The 20,453-nt window shown below is 44.2% G+C and carries 24 protein-coding genes; 10 read left to right on the forward strand and 14 right to left on the reverse strand.

Annotated elements, in window-relative coordinates:
* Nucleotides 1-24: 24 nt before the first annotated feature.
* Together P3X63_RS17340 and P3X63_RS17345 are read left to right on the forward strand one after the other, a co-directional pair.
* Nucleotides 25-816, forward strand: a complete 792-nt coding sequence (locus tag P3X63_RS17340) for a phosphatidylserine decarboxylase (protein WP_026588569.1) — start codon at nucleotides 25-27, stop codon at nucleotides 814-816.
* A gap of 225 nt (nucleotides 817-1,041) precedes the next feature.
* A complete protein-coding gene (locus tag P3X63_RS17345) occupies nucleotides 1,042-2,385 on the forward strand; it encodes a 2-hydroxycarboxylate transporter family protein (RefSeq protein WP_277691570.1) in 1,344 nt (447 codons plus the stop codon).
* Nucleotides 2,386-2,444: 59 nt separating this feature from the next.
* On the opposite strand, the gene P3X63_RS17350 is transcribed toward P3X63_RS17345, so the two are convergent.
* The gene (locus P3X63_RS17350; protein WP_026588571.1) at nucleotides 2,445-2,678 is read right to left on the reverse strand and encodes a hypothetical protein; all 234 of its coding nucleotides are present in this window, start codon (nucleotides 2,676-2,678) and stop codon (nucleotides 2,445-2,447) included.
* 245 nt (nucleotides 2,679-2,923) lie between these two features.
* On the opposite strand from P3X63_RS17350, the gene P3X63_RS17355 reads away from it, so the two are divergent.
* From P3X63_RS17355 to mnhG, 7 genes are read left to right on the forward strand one after another with little or no spacing between them, the layout of a single operon-like run.
* The gene (locus tag P3X63_RS17355; RefSeq protein WP_277691571.1) at nucleotides 2,924-5,326 is read left to right on the forward strand and encodes a Na+/H+ antiporter subunit A; all 2,403 of its coding nucleotides are present in this window, start codon (nucleotides 2,924-2,926) and stop codon (nucleotides 5,324-5,326) included.
* On the forward strand, nucleotides 5,323-5,754 hold the full coding sequence (locus tag P3X63_RS17360; protein WP_277691572.1) for a Na(+)/H(+) antiporter subunit B: 432 nt from the start codon (nucleotides 5,323-5,325) through the stop codon (nucleotides 5,752-5,754). The genes P3X63_RS17355 and P3X63_RS17360 overlap by 4 nt, the downstream gene beginning before the upstream one ends.
* Nucleotides 5,754-6,095 (forward strand): Na(+)/H(+) antiporter subunit C, encoded by a 342-nt coding sequence (locus P3X63_RS17365; RefSeq protein ID WP_026588574.1) that lies wholly within the window; start codon nucleotides 5,754-5,756, stop codon nucleotides 6,093-6,095. The genes P3X63_RS17360 and P3X63_RS17365 overlap by 1 nt, the downstream gene beginning before the upstream one ends.
* Nucleotides 6,088-7,566 carry a Na+/H+ antiporter subunit D gene (locus P3X63_RS17370; RefSeq protein ID WP_026588575.1) on the forward strand — a complete coding sequence of 493 codons (1,479 nt, stop codon included), beginning with the start codon at nucleotides 6,088-6,090 and terminating at the stop codon, nucleotides 7,564-7,566. Before P3X63_RS17365 ends, P3X63_RS17370 begins: the two co-directional genes overlap by 8 nt.
* A 5-nt stretch (nucleotides 7,567-7,571) precedes the next feature.
* Nucleotides 7,572-8,048, forward strand: a complete 477-nt coding sequence (locus P3X63_RS17375) for a Na+/H+ antiporter subunit E (protein WP_026588576.1) — start codon at nucleotides 7,572-7,574, stop codon at nucleotides 8,046-8,048.
* Nucleotides 8,048-8,332 carry a Na(+)/H(+) antiporter subunit F1 gene (locus tag P3X63_RS17380; RefSeq protein WP_026588577.1) on the forward strand — a complete coding sequence of 95 codons (285 nt, stop codon included), beginning with the start codon at nucleotides 8,048-8,050 and terminating at the stop codon, nucleotides 8,330-8,332. The genes P3X63_RS17375 and P3X63_RS17380 overlap by 1 nt, the downstream gene beginning before the upstream one ends.
* Entirely contained in the window at nucleotides 8,316-8,690 is a 375-nt protein-coding gene (gene mnhG / locus P3X63_RS17385) for a monovalent cation/H(+) antiporter subunit G (protein ID WP_026588578.1), read from the forward strand. Before P3X63_RS17380 ends, mnhG begins: the two co-directional genes overlap by 17 nt.
* A 40-nt stretch (nucleotides 8,691-8,730) precedes the next feature.
* Here mnhG and P3X63_RS17390 read toward each other — a convergent pair whose 3' ends face one another.
* The 6 genes from P3X63_RS17390 to degQ form a co-directional block, all read right to left on the reverse strand.
* Complete coding sequence (locus tag P3X63_RS17390; protein ID WP_026588579.1) at nucleotides 8,731-9,120, reverse strand: hotdog fold thioesterase; 390 nt, start codon at nucleotides 9,118-9,120, stop codon at nucleotides 8,731-8,733.
* A gap of 19 nt (nucleotides 9,121-9,139) precedes the next feature.
* Complete coding sequence (gene comA, locus P3X63_RS17395) at nucleotides 9,140-9,778, reverse strand: two-component system response regulator ComA (protein WP_026588580.1); 639 nt, start codon at nucleotides 9,776-9,778, stop codon at nucleotides 9,140-9,142.
* 86 nt (nucleotides 9,779-9,864) lie between these two features.
* A complete protein-coding gene (locus tag P3X63_RS17400) occupies nucleotides 9,865-12,171 on the reverse strand; it encodes an ATP-binding protein (protein WP_026588581.1) in 2,307 nt (768 codons plus the stop codon).
* 22 nt (nucleotides 12,172-12,193) lie between these two features.
* Complete coding sequence (gene comX / locus P3X63_RS17405) at nucleotides 12,194-12,358, reverse strand: competence pheromone ComX (protein WP_026588582.1); 165 nt, start codon at nucleotides 12,356-12,358, stop codon at nucleotides 12,194-12,196.
* A gap of 8 nt (nucleotides 12,359-12,366) precedes the next feature.
* Nucleotides 12,367-13,248, reverse strand: coding sequence for a polyprenyl synthetase family protein (locus tag P3X63_RS17410; protein ID WP_026588583.1), 882 nt, complete (start codon nucleotides 13,246-13,248; stop codon nucleotides 12,367-12,369).
* A 186-nt stretch (nucleotides 13,249-13,434) separates the two neighbouring features.
* Nucleotides 13,435-13,575, reverse strand: a complete 141-nt coding sequence (gene degQ, locus P3X63_RS17415; protein WP_026588584.1) for a degradation enzyme regulation protein DegQ — start codon at nucleotides 13,573-13,575, stop codon at nucleotides 13,435-13,437.
* A 494-nt stretch (nucleotides 13,576-14,069) separates the two neighbouring features.
* On the opposite strand from degQ, the gene P3X63_RS17420 reads away from it, so the two are divergent.
* Nucleotides 14,070-14,399 (forward strand): YuzC family spore coat inner layer protein, encoded by a 330-nt coding sequence (locus P3X63_RS17420; RefSeq protein ID WP_026588585.1) that lies wholly within the window; start codon nucleotides 14,070-14,072, stop codon nucleotides 14,397-14,399.
* A gap of 49 nt (nucleotides 14,400-14,448) precedes the next feature.
* Here the strand turns inward: P3X63_RS17420 and P3X63_RS17425 are convergent, their stop codons facing one another.
* From P3X63_RS17425 to P3X63_RS17455, 7 genes are all read right to left on the reverse strand, one after another.
* On the reverse strand, nucleotides 14,449-15,666 hold the full coding sequence (locus P3X63_RS17425) for an EAL and HDOD domain-containing protein (RefSeq protein ID WP_026588586.1): 1,218 nt from the start codon (nucleotides 15,664-15,666) through the stop codon (nucleotides 14,449-14,451).
* A gap of 164 nt (nucleotides 15,667-15,830) precedes the next feature.
* The gene (locus P3X63_RS17430; protein WP_026588587.1) at nucleotides 15,831-17,300 is read right to left on the reverse strand and encodes a nicotinate phosphoribosyltransferase; all 1,470 of its coding nucleotides are present in this window, start codon (nucleotides 17,298-17,300) and stop codon (nucleotides 15,831-15,833) included.
* A 17-nt stretch (nucleotides 17,301-17,317) separates the two neighbouring features.
* On the reverse strand, nucleotides 17,318-17,869 hold the full coding sequence (locus P3X63_RS17435) for a cysteine hydrolase family protein (RefSeq protein WP_026588588.1): 552 nt from the start codon (nucleotides 17,867-17,869) through the stop codon (nucleotides 17,318-17,320).
* Between the two features lie 152 nt (nucleotides 17,870-18,021).
* Entirely contained in the window at nucleotides 18,022-18,420 is a 399-nt protein-coding gene (locus P3X63_RS17440; RefSeq protein WP_026588589.1) for a YueI family protein, read from the reverse strand.
* An 88-nt stretch (nucleotides 18,421-18,508) separates the two neighbouring features.
* On the reverse strand, nucleotides 18,509-18,757 hold the full coding sequence (locus P3X63_RS17445) for a YueH family protein (RefSeq protein WP_026588590.1): 249 nt from the start codon (nucleotides 18,755-18,757) through the stop codon (nucleotides 18,509-18,511).
* Nucleotides 18,758-18,832: 75 nt separating this feature from the next.
* Nucleotides 18,833-19,054, reverse strand: a complete 222-nt coding sequence (locus P3X63_RS17450; RefSeq protein ID WP_026588591.1) for a spore germination protein — start codon at nucleotides 19,052-19,054, stop codon at nucleotides 18,833-18,835.
* Between the two features lie 56 nt (nucleotides 19,055-19,110).
* Nucleotides 19,111-20,214 carry an AI-2E family transporter gene (locus tag P3X63_RS17455; protein ID WP_026588592.1) on the reverse strand — a complete coding sequence of 368 codons (1,104 nt, stop codon included), beginning with the start codon at nucleotides 20,212-20,214 and terminating at the stop codon, nucleotides 19,111-19,113.
* Between the last annotated feature and the right edge of the window lie 239 nt (nucleotides 20,215-20,453).

Below are 20,453 nucleotides of genomic sequence, written 5' to 3' on the forward strand. Positions count from 1 at the left end.
ATGACAACAAAAGGAGTGAACAGCTTGAAAAAGCGGCTTTACCGATGTTTGATTGAATTGACAAATAAAAAGAAAGTTTCAACGGCATTGAAAAGATTTGCCCAGTCAAAGCTCAGCAAACCGCTCATCCCCTCCTATATCAAAACCTTTCGTATCAACACCGAAGAAATGCTGGAAGACGTCGGCTCTTTTAACAGTCTGCATGAGCTGTTCATCAGAAAGTTGAAAAACGGAGTGCGCCCGCTTCCCTCTGATCCAAACAGCCTGATCAGTCCGGTGGACGGGGTTGTTGAAGAATGGGGCACAATCTCTTCCGACAAACAGTTTATTGTGAAAAATAAGCCTTATTCTCTGGAGGAAATGATCGACAGAGATGAAGTCGCAAGCCGCTATATAGGCGGAACATATATCATCATCTATTTAAGTCCGAGAGACTACCACAGAATCCACAGCCCGGCCGACGGGACGCTTGAAAAGCAATATTCATTGGGAAGCGCTTCATACCCGGTGAACACCATCGGTTTGACATATGGAAAATCGCCGCTGACGAAAAACCACAGAATGATTTCCGAATTCAGGCATCAATATGGTTCAGCCTTACTGGTGAAGGTTGGCGCGATGTATATTAACTCGATCGTCATGCTGTCGAATTCAACTGAATGGCGGAAAGGAGAAGAAATCGCTTATTTTTCGTTCGGTTCAACCGTTATTCTCCTGTTTGAAAAAGACACCTTTGTCCCCGCTGAGCGCCTCGGCCCCTCACTGAAAGTCAAAATGGGAGATGTGCTGGGCTCTCTGACAAAGCGGACTTCGTAATCCCCCGAAAACGACTTCGGGGGATTTTTTATTCCTCACTTTAAAAAACGGGGCCAAAAGCTCCCCATTTAAGTCAAAATTCCTATAAAATATGCTGATTCAGCAAAGAAAACACCCTTTTCTCTCTTTTATTTAATTATCAATCGCTTATTTTAATTAAAAAAATGCACAAAATTGACACTTCTCTTCTACAATTGAAACCATACAAACATGGGGGTGTTTTTCATGGAAGCAGCAAAAGATTTGAAACCGATTACAAATCAGAATGATCAACAAAATAAAAATATTTTCCAAAAATTGATCAGCTGGAAGGTTGGTGTGATTCCCTTCCCGCTGTACATTGCGCTCGCACTGATTATTTTTTTGGCAGCCTATTTCAATCAACTGCCGAATGACATGCTCGGCGGCTTTGCCATCATCATGATTCTCGGAATCATTCTCGGGGATGTCGGACAGCGCATTCCGATCTTGAAAGACATCGGCGGTCCGGCTATTCTATCGTTGTTCGTTCCTTCATTTTTAGTCTTTTTTAAAGTGTTGAATCCCGTTTCTTTGGAAGCGGTTACCACACTGATGAAGACATCGAATTTTCTATATTTCTATATTGCCTGCCTTGTAGCGGGAAGCATTTTGGGCATGCATCGGACGGTTTTGATTCAAGGGTTTATGAGAATGTTCGTTCCGCTTTTGGCCGGTACGATCGCCGCTGTGACCGCCGGAATTCTTGTCGGCTTTTTATTTGGCTACAGTCCTTATGAAGCATTTTTCTTTATCATTGTGCCGATTATCGCCGGCGGCATCGGCGAAGGGATCTTGCCGCTTTCTCTCGGCTACTCGCAAATATTGGGCCAGTCTCATGAAGCGTTTGTATCACAGCTGATTCCAGCCGCTATTATCGGAAACGTGGTGGCGATTATCGCCGCAGGCCTGATGAAAAAACTTGGTGAAAAACGGCCGGAATTAAACGGGAACGGACGCCTCGTCAAATCGAACAAAGATCATGAATTATTCAATCAGAAAGAAGAGGAAGCTAAAATCGATTTGAAATTAATGGGTGCGGGCGTCTTGATCGCTTGTTCATTCTTCATTTTCGGCGGCCTGGTATCCAAGTTCATCGCGATTCCGGGAGCAATTTTAATGATTATCTCCGCAGCCCTGGTCAAATACGCGAAGCTTCTGCCGGCGAGCATGGAAAAAGGCGCTCACCAGCTTTACAAATTCATGTCCTCAAGCTTTACGTGGCCATTGATGGTCGGACTTGGCATTCTTTATATCCCGCTTGATGATGTCGCATCCGTCATCTCGCTTCGCTTTATCGCCGTTTGTGCTTCTGTCGTAATTGCGATGGTGGCATCAGGATACTACGTCGGAAAATTAATGAACATGTATCCTGTAGAATCAGCCATCGTCACAGGCTGCCACAGCGGACTTGGCGGAACCGGGGATGTCGCGATTCTTTCAGCTTCAGGACGGATGGGGCTCATGCCTTTCGCGCAAATTTCAACGCGTATCGGAGGTGCGTCCACCGTCATTGCGGCGACTATATTATTGAAGCTTTTCACCTCGTAAAAAGCGCATAAAAAAACAAAAAGGAGTCTGATCTATACGATCGGATTCCTTTTTTGCTTTCAGCGTTTTTCAACTCTGATATATTCTCTCGGTTTAAAAGGGACGCGTTCATTCGTTGTGAAGCGCATATCATCGGTCCCTGTTTTAATCGGGGTGTAATCGCCGCGGTACTGCCGTTTTTCGGCGGCTTCTGCATCGGCTGGAGCCTCACGGGTCATTTCCCTGTTGATCAGAAACGCTCCCGCAAAAAGCGAACAAAATAAACTGCAGCTGACAAAAGCTTTTCTTTTCATCTTTCATCACCTCAGTTTTCAGCTTGTTCAAAAAAACTTTCCATTATACAAATCGTTCATTTTTTGTTAAAATTGTTTTCAGGTTCATAAGACCGCATAAACAGCAAACCTTTTGCGATCATGCAGCCGATTAAAATTTGAGTTATAATTTGTCTAGGTCACCAGCTCTAAAAAAGTACATAACGTTTGAAAATTTTAGTATGGATCAGAATGTATTTATACATGCTACCTAAGGGAGGTTAACGATGACGTCTTTACATATTGCTATTTTATCGCCTTTTGCACTCGCTTTCTTGATCCCGCTCTTGGCGAAATACGCCCGGAAGATTCATACGGGATGGTTTGTCCTGGTACTTCCTGTTCTCTTATTTATTTATTTTTTCCGTATGATCGGGATGACGGCCGATGGCGGCACATTAAAAGCCGTCATGGAGTGGATTCCGTCCTTCGGGATCAATTTCACCGCTTATGTCGACGGCCTCGGACTGCTGTTTGCCCTCTTGATAACAGGGATCGGCTCTTTGGTTGTCCTCTACAGCATCTACTATCTGTCTAAAGAAAAAGAACAGCTCGGACCGTTTTACGTTTACCTGCTCATGTTTATGGGCGCAATGCTCGGAGTTGTTCTTGTTGATAACGTCATTGTACTTTATCTATTTTGGGAATTGACCAGCATATCCTCTTTTCTGCTTATCGGCTATTGGTACAAGCGGGAAAAATCGCGCTATGGCGCAACAAAATCGATGCTTATCACGATTTTCGGCGGTCTGGCGATGCTCGGGGGCTTCATCCTGCTTTACACGATAACGGGTTCATTCAGCATTAGAGAGATGATCGGCCAGGTCGATCTCATCTCGGCCAGCGGCTTCTATATTCCCGCACTCGTGTTGATTTTAATCGGCGCCTTTACAAAATCGGCGCAATTTCCATTTTATATCTGGCTTCCTGATGCCATGGAAGCGCCGACACCCGTCAGTGCCTATCTGCACTCCGCTACAATGGTAAAAGCGGGTATTTATATTGTCGCAAGATTCACACCAATCTTCGCTTTTTCGGGAGAATGGTTTTGGATTGTCTCAATTACGGGGATTGTCACGCTGTTCTGGGGCTCTTTCAATGCGGTCAAACAGACTGATTTGAAAGCGATTCTCGCATTTTCGACGGTCAGCCAGCTCGGGATGGTGATGTCGATGCTTGGCGTCGGCTCCGCCGCATTGCACTATCAAAACTTTGAATATTACATGGTCGCGGTTATCGCCGCCGTCTTTCACTTGATCAACCATGCGACATTTAAAGGCAGCCTGTTCATGGCCGTCGGGATTATCGACCATGAAACAGGAACGAGAGACATCCGCAGGCTCGGCGGTTTGATGACGGTCATGCCGATCACCTTTACGATCACGCTGATCGGCGCGTTTTCGATGGCCGGACTGCCGCCGTTCAACGGTTTTCTGAGTAAAGAAATGTTTTTCACCAGCATGCTCAGAATCACGGATTTCGGTCTTTATCATGCCGATACATGGGGTGTCCTGCTTCCTGTTTTGGCATGGATCGGCAGCGTGTTTACCTTTATTTACAGCATGGTTTTATTTTTCAAAACATTCACCGGAAAATATCAGCCGGAAAAACTGGAGAAAAAAGCGCATGAGGCTCCGCTCGGCATGCTGATTTCGCCGATTGTTCTCGCCTCTCTCGTTGTGATTTTTTTCTTTTTCCCAAACATTTTGTCGTACAGCATCATCGAACCTGCCGCCGCATCGATTATGCCGACCCTTTTGGGCGATGATGAGAAGTTCAAAGTTCATATATACATGTGGCACGACTTTTCACCGGAGTTCTTCATGACGGTCGGCGTCGTTGTCCTTGGAGTTCTCGCATATTTGACCATCAGCAAATGGAAAAAAGTCTATGGTCTGTTCCCGGAAAAGCTGACGCTGAACAAGCTCTATGACAGCTCCCTCACCGGCCTTGAGAAAAGCTCCAACAGGTTGACCAGGGGATATATGACGGGTTTTCTCCGCGATTATCTTGTCTATGTTTTCGTCTTTTTTATTGTTCTCATCGGCGGCTCGCTTGCGATCACAGGAGGCTTTTCATATGACGTCAAAGGAAATGCTTCAATCGGCGTGTACGAGCTCGTCCTGTCGATCGTGATGATTGCCGCGACATTTACGACCGTTTTCGCGCGGTCAAGGCTGACGGCGATTATCGGACTCGGTGTCATCGGCTATACGCTCGCTCTATTCTTTGTCATTTTCAGAGCGCCGGATCTGGCGCTGACACAGCTGATTATTGAGACCATCTCCGTGGCGCTGTTCTTGTTGTGCTTCTACCATTTACCGAAGCTCAGATTCAAGCCGAAGTCGGCAAAATTCAGGCTGACCAATGCCATCGTCTCGATCGGAGTCGGTGCGGTCGTAACGCTTCTGGCTTTGTCGGCAAACAGCCAGCGGACGCTGGACAGCATTTCGGCTTTCTTTATCGAAAACAGCTATAAACTCGGGGGCGGCCATAACATCGTCAACGTGATTTTGGTCGATTTCAGGGGATTTGATACATTGTTTGAAATTACCGTCCTTGCCATTGCCGCGTTAGGCATTTACGGAATGATCAAGCTAAGAATGGAGAAAGGGGGAGAAGAGCATTGAGAAAACACGAGACAAATGATGTGATCCTTCAAACGGTTACGAAGATCGCCGCCTTTATTATTTTGCTCTTTTCTTTCCACATTCTTATGGCCGGCCATAACGATCCCGGTGGAGGTTTTATCGGCGGTTTGATGACCTCCTCGTCAATCGTGCTGCTATTGCTCGCCTATGACTTAAAAACGGTGCGGAACATTCTCCCCATCAACTTTATTTATGTGGCCGCAACCGGATTATTGATATCCCTCAGCACGGGGATCGGTTCTTTTGTCTTCGGCGCTCAGTTTCTCTCGCACGCTTTTGATTATTTTGATCTTCCGCTGCTTGGGAAAACGGAGCTTGCCACCGCCGTATTGTTTGATATCGGCGTGTATCTCGTGGTGGTCGGCGTGACCATGACCATTATTCAGACGATTGGAGAGAGAGAATAATGGAAATTTTAATGTCTTTTATCGTAGGGATCCTATTTATGGCAGCGACTTATTTAATGCTGTCCAAGAGCCTTCTGCGGGTGATTATCGGAACGGCCGTTCTCAGCCACGGCGTCCACCTTCTGTTGCTGACGATGGGAGGGTTAAAAAAAGGTGCTCCGCCCATTTTAAAAGAGGGAACGGCATCATATGTCGATCCGCTGCCGCAGGCTCTGATATTAACGGCCATCGTTATCGCTTTCGGTGTGACATCATTTCTTTTGGTCATGGCCTTCCGCGCCTACCAGGAGCTGAAAATGGATGATATGGATCAAATGAGGGGAAATGATCAACATGAATAATCTTGTAATCCTGCCAATTCTCATTCCGTTATTGGCAGCCGCTTTGCTTATCTTTATGAACAAATCGATAAAACTAATGCGTGTATTCAGTGCCATATCTTCCCTTGCAGCTGTGATTGCGGCAGGCTTCCTCGTGCAAACCGTGTTTACAGACGGCATCCAAACGCTGTACGTCGGCGGCTGGAAACCTCCGTTTGGGATCAGCCTTGTCGCCGATCAGTTCGCGAGCCTTCTCGCATTCACAACGGCCATCATCGGATTTCTGACCGTTCTTTATTCGTTTCGTTCCATCGGGGAAAAGCGGGAGCGCTTCTTTTATTATCCCGCTGTCCAATTCCTCCTGGCAGGCGTCAGCGGCGCTTTTTTGACAGGAGATTTGTTTAACTTGTTCGTCTTCTTTGAAGTATTGCTGATGTCTTCTTATGTACTGATCGTCATCGGGGGAACGAAGATTCAGCTGCGGGAATCTTTAAAATACATCGTTTTTAATATCATTTCTTCCGCCCTGTTCGTCATTGGAGTCGCTTATTTATACGCTGTGACGGGGACCTTGAACATGGCGGATTTGAGCGTTCGGATCGCTGAATCCGGCCAAACCGGACTGATCACCGTCATCGCCGTATTATTTCTGATCGTTTTCGGTCTGAAAGGCGGGATTTTCCCGCTTTACTTCTGGATGCCGGGTTCATACTACGCACCGCCTGCGCCAGTCTCGGCTTTGTTCGGAGCGCTCCTCACCAAAGTCGGAATGTACGCGATCGCAAGGGTGTTTACGCTGATTTTCACACAAGATGCCGCTTTCACCCACCAGCTGATGGTCTGGCTCGCGGCACTCACCATCATCTTCGGCGTGATCGGCTCCATTGCATATTGGGATGTCCAAAAAATCATCATCTACAATATCGTGACAGCGGTCGGCGTGATCCTTTTGGGGATCGCCGCCAATACACCGGCGTCGATCGAGGGGGCCATCTATTATCTGATTCATGATATGATCATCAAAGGAGCGCTGTTTATGCTTGCCGGAACGCTCTTTGCGCTGACCGGAACACACAACCTGAAAAAAATGAGCGGACTCATCAAAAACCATCCCGTCCTCGGCTGGATGTTTATGATGTCCGCCGTTTCATTGGCCGGAGTCCCTCCTTTTAGCGGATTTATCGGCAAGCTGAAAATCGCTGAAGGCGGATTTTTAAGCGGAGAGTTCGTCATCACACTGCTCATGCTTTTATCAAGCTTGCTCGTATTATATTCCGTTATGAAAATTTTTATTAACGGCTTTTGGGGTGAGGAACGGGAAGACGCCCCGGCGGCAAAACCGCTCAAAAGCTACCTTTATCCGGCGGCGATACTGCTCTTTCTGTCCCTTGCCATCGGAATCGGCACCGAGTTTGTCGCACCGTATTTTCATCAGGCGGCCGACACGCTGGTCAACCCGGAAAAATATATTGAAGCCGTTTTGAAGGAGTAGATCGCATGGCATTACAAATCTTGTTGAATTTTATTCTTGCGTTATGCTGGATGTTTTTAAACAACGACTACACCGCTGCCAGCTTTATTATCGGTTACGCGATCGGATTGTTCACGCTCTTTTTGATGAGGCGTTTTTTCCACCGCCGTTTTTATTTGATTAATATATGGGCGATTGTCAGGCTGCTGTTTATTTTCATGAAAGAGCTGATTTTAGCCAATGTGGCCGTTCTGAAGACGATCCTGTCGCCAAAGCTGAAAAATAAACCGGGCATTTTCGCGTTCAAGACAGACCTTAAAGAGGACTGGGAAATCACGACTTTGGCGAATCTGATTTCGCTGACACCCGGCACGCTAGTCGTCGATGTCTCCGATGACCGTTCGATTCTTTATATTCATGCGGTTGATATAGATGATGCCGAAAAAGCCATCAGCGACATTCGCGATTCATTTGAAGAAGCCATTAAGGAGGTAAGCCGCTGATGTTTGAATTTATTTTGCAATTGTCGCTCGGTATTCTGGCGGTCTCCACTTTGTTATACGTCCTGAGGGTCATTAAAGGACCGAGCATCCCGGACAGAGTGGTGGCCCTTGATGCGATCGGCATCAACCTGATCGGAATTACGGCTCTCGTCTCCATCCTGTTAAATACGACGGCCTATTTAGAGGTTATCCTCTTGATCGGTATTCTTGCCTTTATCGGGACCGTTGCCTTTTCTAAATTCCTTGAGAAGGGAGAGATTATCGAAAATGATCGAAGCCGCTAAATTGTTGATCGCTTTTTTCATTTTATTGGGCGCGTTGATCTCCCTGGCCGCTTCTTTTGGGACATTGAGGCTTCCTGATGTCTATTCGAGAATTCATGCCGCTTCTAAAGGAGCCACATTGGGAGTCATCGCTGTTCTCCTCGGCGTGTTCTTTTATTTCTGGCTGCTACACGGCATCATTACAGCCAAAGTGCTGCTCGGCATCGTTTTTGTCTTCCTGACGTCTCCGGTGGGCGCCCACCTGATCGCCAGGGCCGCCTACAATACGGGGGTTAAAATGGAAGAGAAAAGCGTGCAGGATGATTATGAAGGCTATCGGAATGTAATCGGCAAAAAGAAGGAAGATTCACATGTATAAAGAAAACTCGCCGTTTGGCGAGTTTTTTTACAACGTATCGTTATGATGAAGGCCGCTGGATGACCGCCATCGTACACCTTGAAATGCAAATGAGCCGGTCTTGTTCATCGCGGATTTCAATGTTGAACACCATCGTCGTTTTCCCGACATGAAGAGGGGTTGCGACAGCTTGAACGGTTCCGTCCTTAACGGACTTGATGTGATTGGCGTTTATCTCAAGTCCGAAGCATGCCTGCTGTTTTGGATCGATATGCTGATATGCTCCGATGCTGGCGACCGTTTCGGCAAGCGCGACAGATGCGCCTCCGTGAAGATAGCCAAAAGGCTGTCGCGTCCGTTCATCAACAGGCATAACGGCGACACACCGTTCCTTGTTGCATTCCGTCAGTTCAATCCCTAAAGCTTCGAGAAGTGTGTGCTTTGTCTCCACTCTACAAGTCCCTCCTTGATTACAGTACACCTTCGGATTTCGCGATCAGCACAGCCTCGGTCCGCGAGCCGACATTCAGCTTGCTGAATACCGACGTCAGACTGTATTCAATCGAGCGCTTGCTCAAATGGAGGGCATCGGCAATCTCCTGATTCGTATAGCCTTTTTCAACTTCTTTCAGAATCAGGCATTCCCTTTCTGTCAAAAGCTCGTGCTCGGTCTGCTGGCTGTTTGTCTTCGTCTTTTGCTGTGTAATCAGCTGTTTAAAATAATCGTAGTCGACGACAATTTTATTGTCCAACACCTGGTATATGTACTCGATGATCTTTTCTTTTGATTCCGTCTTGCTGATCGCACCGTGCATACCTGAACGAATCGCTTCTTCAAAATAATCTTCCACCTCATATCCGGTATATACGATAATTTTGCATGATGAACAGGTCTCAAGGATTTTCTTGGATAGGTCCATTCCGTTGATTTCACCTAGATTCAAATCCATTAAGATCAGGTCATACGCAGAAAAATCATGGTTCGTCAGAAATTGTTCGCTGGCTTCAGGGCTGAGGCAATCGACAATGAAGTCCTGATTTGTTTCAAGAATTGCCTTCGTCCCCTCCATAACAGCCGGATGATCATCGATCACAAGTAATCTTCTCATAATTTCCTCCCTTTTGCGTTACCTTGCCCTATCACCATTTTATAGAAAAAACTTGGCAGATGCCAAGCAAAATCGTTAACGAATCATTACAATTCCATTTCAATGACGACTCTGAATCCTTTCCCTTCTGCCGTTTGAATATCCAGGTTTCCATTCAATGCACGGACGCGCTCGCGAATCCCTGACAGCCCCATGCTTGCGCTGTTTTGATAAAGCTTGTCCTGATCGACGCCGATGCCGTTGTCCTCATAATGCAGCACGACTTTTTCCTTAATGCAGACAAGCATAATCAACACCTCAGTAGCTTTTGAATGCTTGACCGCATTGCTCAAGAGCTCCTGGACAATCCTGTACAGATTGAGCTGTGTATCGAGATCCAATACCTTTGTAAACTTTTCCGTATTCAGGCGGATTTTTTCAATCGCCGAAGATTCACGATGCTGTGCCGCCAGTTTGGAAAGCGCCTTAACAAGGCCTAGATCATACAAGAGCTGCGGCCTCAGCTCCTGGCATGTTTCCCTTGTCGTCTGGATGACGGTGGACATTTGCTCATTCATATTGATCAGCCTTTGCCGGATTTGATTCGTACAGACTTTATCTTTTTCAAAATCGGCCAGAAACATCTCGCCCTGATGCTTCAATGAAATCATGTCCTGCAGCACTGAATCGTGCAAATCACGTGCCAAATCAGACCTTTGCTTTTCCTCGATCGCAAACATCAGCTTGTTCAGCCAAGCCGGATTCGGCCCTTCTTGTTTGACATTTTCCAGATGCTCCATCAGCTCGCCGATCTTCAGCACGTTTTCCAAGGACACGCTCGTATAAAAGGCCAGCGTCTCCAGCCAGGAAATCTCATCACGGGTCAATCTAGGCGTGTTTAAAACCGACAGGCACAGCATCACATACGACGTTCCGCCCCGCTCCCCGATTTTAATCAAAAACCCGCGGTCGACTTCGACGATTTTGCCGATTTCGGTGATGACCTTGGCGACTTCTTTTTCATACGGAATCCAAGGGTACTCTTCCGTTTCTCCTTCGAGTAAGGAAATTGATCCATTGTTTTTGACCCTCAGTACATGCGCCTGACTGACAACCAGTACATCTAAAATGGTTTGCTTCAATTCCAACAGAACCTGGTTTAAAGATGTGAAGGAGCGAATCGTTTGTGTGAATTTAAAAATGCTGTCTTGATAATTGAACTTCTCCGAGAACCGCTTCAGACGGAAGCGGTAGTCTAAGATTTCTTTTAAATAGAAGACTCCGAGCATGAGAAGATAAATATAAACAGCTAATCTTAAATCATAATAATCACCTGTTTGATATTTCATTAACTTAATAGACGATATCAGAATTATTGTCGGAATAATTGCTAATAACCCATAGTATTTTAATCTTCCTACCAAAAACTCTACATCATAAATTTTATTAGAGATAAATTGATAAACTAAAGAAAATGGTATAATTAATATACATGGAGCAACTACTGCCGCAGAATAAATATAATCACCAATTAATAAAATTGGAATAACAAAAAACACTACAAAAGGGAAGACTCCAAAGAAATTTCCCAACATAAGCATTTTCAGAAAATATATTTGTTCATTATGCTTATACTTAATTAAACCATAAATAATAACTGCGTAAACTAAAGCAATTCCAATAAAAAACGAAAATAAATTGATATATGTTATAGGCTCTTCAAGAATTCCAAAAAGATCATATAAAATTTCTATTACGATGTTTAGGATTGGCAAGATATAAAGCAACAACATTTTATTGCTGAAGAATTTTTCTCCAACTTCTTTGAAATATTGAAGTATAAAGTGATAATAACTAGCAGGTATGGATAAGAAAGTTAACAAATTTAGATATCTACTAAATTTATCACCTCTTGATACGCCGCCAATACTAACATATGCTATTGAAATTACGAGTAAAAATAAAATCAACAAAAAAGATGATGTTTGTTTTTTAGTTTTATTTGATTTTAAGATCAAAAAAACACATAACATACATAATAAATAAAATACAACCGGAATTAAAACAGTAAATAAGATATCATAGCTTATAATAGTTTCTCTAGTATCAGTAGTAATGATTTCTCCGTTTCTTTCAATCGACAATGAGCGAACGTCAGACAGAATACTTTTCTTTGGTTCATTTGTAGATGGTTTTTCGTTATTTACTTCAAGAATGATATCTCCAGATTGTAAACCGGTATAATCCGCTAAGGAATCTTTCTCAACATATTCAACAACAAGCTGATTTTTAGAATTGTACTCTAAATATGCACCTACAAACATGTTGTTATAGCATAGAAATACAACAAAAACAGTATAAATAAAACTAATAGCAACTAAGGCGACCGAAATCAATTTCAACGAAAACTTCATTTTAAACGTCCTAATTTTAAATTTATCCCCAAACAGGAACTCTTCTTCCAATAGATTCCCATTCTTTAAAACCTTCTACTATACTTAGTATTTGATCTTGATCTAGTCCAATCAAGCTGGCATTTCCCTTAATAATCTGTTCTAAAACCTCTGGATGTTGGATTAAATAACTTACAATCTCCTGCACGATTTATTTTAATCCTCCCTTTCAAACTTATTTAAAATCAAAGAAACCAGTTTTTTCTTCTCTTTCTCTCCCAGTTCCAACTTTTCGATTCCTTTTTTAAACTTCTGAATAGCAAGCTGGTTCATGACATACATATATTGGGTGACGCCTGCTTCTTTCAATTTCTCTTTATAGCATTTTATTTCTATATCGGCAATTTTATCCTTGTATTCAAATATTTTTAACAAATCAATTGAAGCTTGATTAAATTTTCGTGACAAATATAAGTATGCGAGCGTTCTTTTCTTTTTAGCGATGTCGCTTTTTGAATCATAAAAAAGGGCCTTAAAATCGTTTTCGATTTGAAAGGCGATCCCGAGCTGATAGGCGTATTCTTCAACTGTTGGATTGAATTCTCCTGTGGCTAGAACCGTCCCCAAAACGCATGGTATAACAATTAGCGAACCAGATTTTCTCTGGATCATATCAAGACATTCTTCTTCAGTGGCGGGCTTATCACTAAGATCGTCATGCTGTCCTTGCGATGATTGCAATACATATTCCATCAGCTTATGCACAAACAAAGGATCATTTGAAACAGAACTGATTACTTTGATGCTGAGGGTGTAAAGAGCCGTCGCCGCGTTCAGGGCGATTGAGCGGTTCGCCTTCATCCAAGGTGCGTCAAAGCTGTCTTCATCCTCCAAATCATCGAAAATATCAAAAGAAAGGATCAGCAGTTCAATTCCGGCTGCGAGCGTTTCTGCCGCTTTGGTGTCCGTGCCGCCGAAACTAAAGTAATGGTAAAAAACAAGCTCGGCGAAAGGCAACTGGTCCTTTGCATCTACAAAGGAGCGTAAAGTCTGATTTAAGTCGGGATTGGGAATGTCATCGTCTATAAAATGATTCATTCTTTGCTTGATTTTGTTGCGGTCTAGACAAAAAAGCTTAGAGATGGTGCTCACTCCTTTCTTAATATTTTACTAAATCAAATTCCCGATTGACAGAGCATTTTTTTTATTTAACAATTATATAATAATTTAACCTTTTTTTGGTTTTCGGCACAAAAAAAAAGACTTGTCTGAAAACAAGTCTTCTTAAGAGGATTTCAAATATGTGTATTTGTCGTATTGATCAATGCTTTTGTTAATCTTGCGCAAGGAGTCCTTTGTTTCTCTGATTTCATTTTCCAGCCGCCAAAGCAATTGCTTTAATTCTTCAATTTGTTGCTTTTCCACCGATTCCACACTCCTTTTGGAAGATCAATCAATTTGTGTATAGTGAACGAGTCATAGGTATTTGATCTGTTAATACAAGTTTAAAGAGAATTGGTCTCTTTTTCACCGAAAAGTTGCCCTTCTATTCATGCGTTACACCGCAAACTTTCAATAGACCATAACACCTATTTTACACGATGTGTCAATGGTACTCAATTCCTAATGAAACATAAAATTTTTAATTGATTTATTCATTTTCAAATTTTACATTCCGCTAAACCCCTATATATATCATGTCTGGAGGTGAAATCTGTTCGCTTTATGAGTGTAGAACGAAAGTATGACCTTTCCTCCAATAGAAAAACTTAAGATATTGCGGCACGCAATGACGGGTACAACACCGAAAAAAACGCAAAAGACCCCCGCGCAAATCCAAGCCGAAAAAAACCATTCGTCCGGCTCACACCGCAAAAACCGCAATTGGACCCGTAAAATGAAAGAAAGAGGTGTTCAATGTGTATCCTCCATACTGTTTTCCGTATCATTATTACCATTGGCGTCCGGTCTATCCCGAAGTCGAAACAAGTACATTTCGCCGTTCCGCGAAAGATGCGGGCAATCTCTTGGCCGACGGCCATACGATCTTAAACAGGCTTTCTTCCTCCAGGGATCTGGCTCATAAAATCATGACCGCCGCCCAAAGCTCCCAAAAGGAAACCGTTATTTCATTGCTCAGGCAAACCGGCGTCCGGAGCGGGCTTGATGCATCCTTTAATCCGGACGGCATCACGATCATGCTCATCAACCCCAACAGTCGGATATTTTTGATTTTGCGCTGGTCTTAAATCAAAAAAAATTCCGGCCTCTTCTTGGAGAAGAGCCGGAATTTTTTGTTTACAAGATCTTATGGCACCAGTCAATGGCTTCAAGGTAGCATCGATATGCGTCCTCTTTTGTGATGCCTTCTGATTCAGCTGCATCATTCCATTCATTTCGTTCGATCGACTTCGCAAGCCTTAAGATTTTCAGGTAATCGTTTTCTGTGCCGAGCAAAGCTTGACCTACTTCCTCTGTCAGCGGCAGTTCATTGACGACTTCTTTCAGCTCTTTATGCAGCAGCGTGTCAATAAATGAGAACATGCCTGTCAGCAAATAGGCTGACGGCTGGGAGCGGCGTGTTTTTTTCGCCAGCAGTTCACACAGCTTGGCACGGATCAGCGATATTTTAACCACTTCGTTTTTGCTGGAATTTTGCTTCTTCGTTAAATCTTTAAAAGAGAGGATGAAGATCCATCTTTTAATTTCTTTAAACCCAAGCAGCACGATCGCCTGGCGGATGCTTTTGATTTTTTGCGTCGGCCTGTTGGCGGGAGAATTCAAAAGCCTCAGCAGCTGATAAGAAAGCGACAAATCCCGCTCAATGATATTCGTGACCTTTTCAATATCAGGCTGATCTTCACTCAGCTCGTGAAGCAATTCGTAATAGGCATGAAAATGGTATGTAATATCGTGGCCGTCAATGACAATCGGTTCGCTGAAGAAATAGCCCTGAAACAGATGAAATCCATCTTTTGCCGCCTGTTCATACTCTTTTCTCGTCTCCACTTTCTCGGCGAGAAACATCAAGCGGTGAGCCCGGCACGACTGCAAAATGCTCCGCCTTTCCTGCTGCGTCGTTTTGAAAAAATCGACCTTCAAAATATCGACGGACTCCAAAAGCTGGTGAAGCAAATCGCAAGTGACGAAGCGCTTTAAACAAACATCATCCAAGGCGATCGTATAGCCGAGTCTTTTCAATTCCCTGCATTTTTGAATCAATTCAACGGTGATCGGCACATCTTCAAGAATTTCGACTACCAGCCGGTCCGGATCAAAATAAGTCGGCAAACCTGATGCCAAAAGACCCTCTGTAAAATTCACGTAATACTTTTTGCCCTCAGTTAACTTATCGATTCCTATATTTAAAAAGCTGTTAATCATTAATTCCGTCGTCGCTTGGTCACCATCTATACCAGAGTAAAAGTTCTCTTCACTTCCTCTGTATAAAAGCTCATATGCGACAACTTGCTCTTTTCGGTTAAAGATTGGCTGTCTGGCAACAAATACCCTCATTCATCTTCCCCCTAGCGGACTGAGGCGCCTTTGCTCTTCAGTGATCAATGAGCGGATTTTGCCGGATGGATAAACCGCTCAAAATGCGTATTGAAAAACAGATAATCCCCGAAGAAATTATCTGTTTCAATCCCGAGTTATGGTAAAAACTATCGTTTACAGAGTCAGCTTTGATCCAGACCTTTTTTCGCTTTCATTTTGGCTTCGTGAATCTGCTGCATTTTGTTATTCCAGCATGCTTCACTTAAATCGACCGGATATTCCTCAGGCTTGCTGATCCGTTTATACTCTTCCCAAAGCAGATTAAGGTTCTCCTGGACATACAGCTTAATGTCTTGAATGCATGGATTGTCATAAACAAGCTTGCCTTTTTCAAAGATCGGTTTGTGAAGGTCTTTGGCATCAAAGTTCGTCACAAATTTGCTGATAAACGTGTGAACGGGATGGAACATTTTAAGCCGTTCCTGCTCATTGACCTTTTCGTAGTCCAAAGCGATATAATCCCCTTCAGAATGGTGGTTCAGCTGATTGATGATTCTGTATACCTTTTTCAGGCCCGGGGTCGTCACCTTTTCCGGATTTGAAGAGATTTTAATCGTATCGGTCATTTCACCGTTTTCTTCGATGGACACGAGTTTGTAAACCGCTCCGAGCGCCGGCTGATCATAAGCGGTGATCAGCTTTGTTCCGACGCCCCAGACATCGATTTTCGCCCCTTGCGCTTTCAGATTCATGATCGTGTATTCATCAAGATCGCTTGATGCAACAACTTTTGTATCCTTAAATCCGGCTTCATCAAGCATAGCTCTCGCTTTCTTGGAAAGGTAGGCAAGGTCGCCGCTGTCAAGGCGGATTCCCGAAAATTCAATTTGATCGCCGAATTCCTTTGCTACTTTAATCGCATTGGGAATGCCGGAACGGACCGTATCATATGTATCGACCAAAAAGACGCATTTTTTATGGGTTTCCGCATATTTTTTAAAAGCTGTGTATTCATCGCGATAAGCTTGGACAAGCGCGTGTGCATGCGTACCCGAGACTGGAATGTCAAATCGCTTGCCGGCGCGGACATTGCTTGTCGCATCAAAACCGCCGATAATCGCCGCTCTTGCTCCCCACATCGCGGCGTCCATTTCATGCGCCCGCCTTGTTCCGAATTCAAGCGCCGTTTCATCTCCGATCACACTTTTGATTCTGGCCGCTTTCGTAGCGATTAATGTTTGGTAATTCACAATGTTGAGCAAAGCCGTCTCAATCAGCTGCGCTTCAGCCAAAGGCGCTTCGATCCTCATGATCGGTTCATTGCCAAAGACGATTTCACCTTCCTGCATGGAATAAAGCGAACCGGTGAATCTCATATCTTTTAAAAAGCCGAGAAAGTCATCCTTAAATCCCAGCTGTTCTTTTAAATACGTTAAATCGCTTTCAGTAAACCGGAAATCACGCAAATATTCGATCGCCTTCTCCAAGCCGGCGAATACGGCAAAGCCGCTGTCAAAAGGGAGTTTTCTGAAAAACAGCTCAAATACCGCTTTCTTTTGGTGAATGCCGTCGCGCCAATACGTTTCCGCCATATTAATTTGATATAGGTCTGTGTGTAGTGATAGACTGTCGTCTGTAAACCGGTGTTCCAACCTTCATTTCTCCTTCCTCAATCTGATACTGAGGCTCCCAGGGTGTTTGCAAAATGAGAAAGAGCCCAGTTGTGTCCGTCCGGGTTAAAGCTAGCCACTGCTTTTTGATGAATGACAAGGTCAAACCCTTTATTGTAAGCATCTACTGCCGTATGGAGCACACATATATCCGTGCAAACACCAATTAAGTGCAGCTCTTTAATATCCCTTTCGCGAAGCTTGATCTCAAGATTTGTCCCCGCAAAAGCAGAATACCTTGTTTTTTCCATGTAGTAAACATGGTTGTCGTGTGCGTGTTTTTGATAAAGCGTTTCAAGATTTCCGTACAAGTCTTTCCCTGTTGTCCCTTTCACATTGTGGGATGGGAACAGGCGGGTTTCCGGATGATACGGATCTTCCGCATCGTGCGCATCGACAGCGAACACGACATAGTCCCCGTTTTTAATAAACGCTTCCGTCAGCCGCACGACGGCGTCTTCAATTTTCTGTCCGGGTTCTCCGCACGTCAGTCTGCCGTCAGAGGCAACAAAATCGTTCGTATAATCTATACAAATAAGAGCTTTTTTCATTGCCGCCCTCCCTGCCTTTTGGATGATAGATAACATTATACCTTATCTATAAAGACAAGTGAATGGCTTAAAACGAGCGAAAACCCTTGATAAGCCGCGCCACAAGCGGCTTATCACGTTTTCAGAAAAAAACAAAAGCTAGCGCCAGACGCCTACTCTTTTAGCGTCGAGCGTTCAAATATATCATCTTGAATATAAATCGTTTCCTTCTCCACCGCATCCTTCGACACCAAAATCAGTCCGAGCGGCGTATCCGTCTCATGATCAGATACGATCGAAAATGGGACTCCATGCTTGTTCGCCTCCTTGATGTAGGCCGAAAAGCGGGAGTAGTCGATCTCACCGTTTAATAGCAGCTCGGCATCGGCATGTGCCCCGATCGCTTCAATCACCTCGTTGTATGCTTTCTGGCGGAGCACTTGTCCCTTTGTCAGGGCGATCAGCACCCTTTCTCTCAGCGAACCTAAAAACAGCCGGCGTTCATCCGGTTTTGTCTCGCGTGGTCCGTGCATCCCCTGCTGTAAATATAGATCCATTGATTGATCGCTCACATTCAGACCCTCCAGTTTTATCATTGCTTACACATTTGCGGCTGCTTTTTATCAGTATGCCTTGAAACGAAAGAGCATAAACTGAAGGCTACATTTCCGTCACCCAATGCGCGATTTTTTGGGAAAGCTCTTCAGCGGCCTCTTTTTCTGCGATGTTGGCCAAGGAAGCATTCAGTTTTTGAATGAGTTCCGCCTTTTCTTCTTCATATGAGATCAGCGTGCTCCATTCCAATTGCGGCACTGCCACAAGCGTATGAAACTGCTGTTTGTTTTCATGAAGATATACATCTGTGATCATTTCTTTTTGATTGATGATGTTGGCTTTCCTTATTTTCAACTCTCTTTCACCTGCCCTACCCATCTTTTTTCCCATTATACTATAAAAAACAAACAGCCTCTTTAAAAGAGGCTGTCAGCCGTTAAAGCCTTGTATTCCATCCAAGACATCGGCATCTGTCAGGACCGTATTGCTGATTCCGCTATGAACCACGCTGTAATCGCCTGTTGAAAAAGAACCCGCCCCTCCTCCGGAAAAATCCGTCGATTTCGGGGAAATCGCAAACACATCTCCAAAAAAGGCTGCACTGTCGTCAGCGAGTGTCCTGATCAAAACCGGACCAACGATTGCTGGCATCTTCACACCTCCGCCCACCATTTTATTTGCATGATATGTGAAAGCGGAAAAAACGTTCAAGTACGTTCGGCCGATTCTTTTTTGGAGCGCTGCCGCAAACGGACAAGCCTGATGATATTGAGTGTAAAAGCCTTCAGCAAAGCATAGGCAGGCACCGCGACAATCATGCCGAGAATCCCCCCGAAGCTGCCGGCGCCGATCAATAAGAGAATGATGGTCAACGGATGCGTGTTCAGGCGCTTTCCGATAATAAGCGGAGAGAGCAGATTGCCGTCCGTCTGCTGGACGACGACAACGATAATCAGCGCGATGATCGCTTTTGTCGTCGAATCGAGAAACGCGATGATCACAGCCGGGGTCGCGCCGAGAAACGGGCCGACATAGGGAATAATGTTTGTCACCGCAATAATCAGACCGAGAATAAGCGCATACTTCACTCCGGCGATCCAAAAGCCGATAAAACAAGCCGTTCCGACAAAAAGGCAGACGATCAGCTGGCCTTGAATATACGCCGCAAGCGTATCATACAGATCTTTAAAAATCTTCAGCCCTTCATTTTTGTAATTGGCCGGGAGAATTTTGACCGCCAGATTCGGAAAACGATGACCGTCTTTCAGCATGTAGAACAAGATGAACGGCACGGTCACGGCGGTTAGCGCGATATTGGTGACAAAGCCAAATACAGATGTCAGGCTGCCCGTAATATTTTCAGGAAGACTTGTCAGAAACTCTCCGATCGAGTTTTCGATTTTTGCAACCGACACGAAATCCTGATTCATCATCCAAGTGAACCATTGGGAAGTGGATAATTGCTTAATAAAAACCTGTATCTGCTTCACATATCCAGGGATGCTGCTGAATAGGTCGCTCACCTGTTTTGTAAAAATCGGCCCGACAGATGATAAAACAAAGCCGATGAAAGCCAAAAACGCCAAATAGATCAGCAAAATGGACAGCGTTCTCGGCAGCTTTTTCTCGAGAAACCGTACGATCGGGTTAAATATAAAATACAAAATGCCCGCGATTAAAATCGGGGTAAATAATGTTGACGCAAATATGATAATCGGCTGGAAAAGAAAAGTCACCTTCGTCGACACATAAATAATCAGCAGAATCAATAATATCTGCACGGTCCAAAAATGGGTTTTTGATTTAAACAAGCTTTGTTTCCTCCCGGTTTATTCATTACTCTAAAAAGTACTATTGACACCATCGTCTGTCAACTGTTTTCATCCTTCAATACGGACAAACAGGAAAAAGAGTTTCATCTAAAGGAAAGAAAGACCAAATAAAACAATGGGAAGACCGGCGGCATCCGGTCTTCTTTAAATATGCCTGCTATTTTCGAAAATTTTCTAAATTTTTTTCACCCGCTGGGAATAAAGTGCACTTCAAGAAA

The sequence above is a fragment of the Bacillus sp. HSf4 genome, assembly GCF_029537375.1.
In the GTDB taxonomy this organism is placed as follows: domain Bacteria; phylum Bacillota; class Bacilli; order Bacillales; family Bacillaceae; genus Bacillus; species Bacillus sonorensis_A.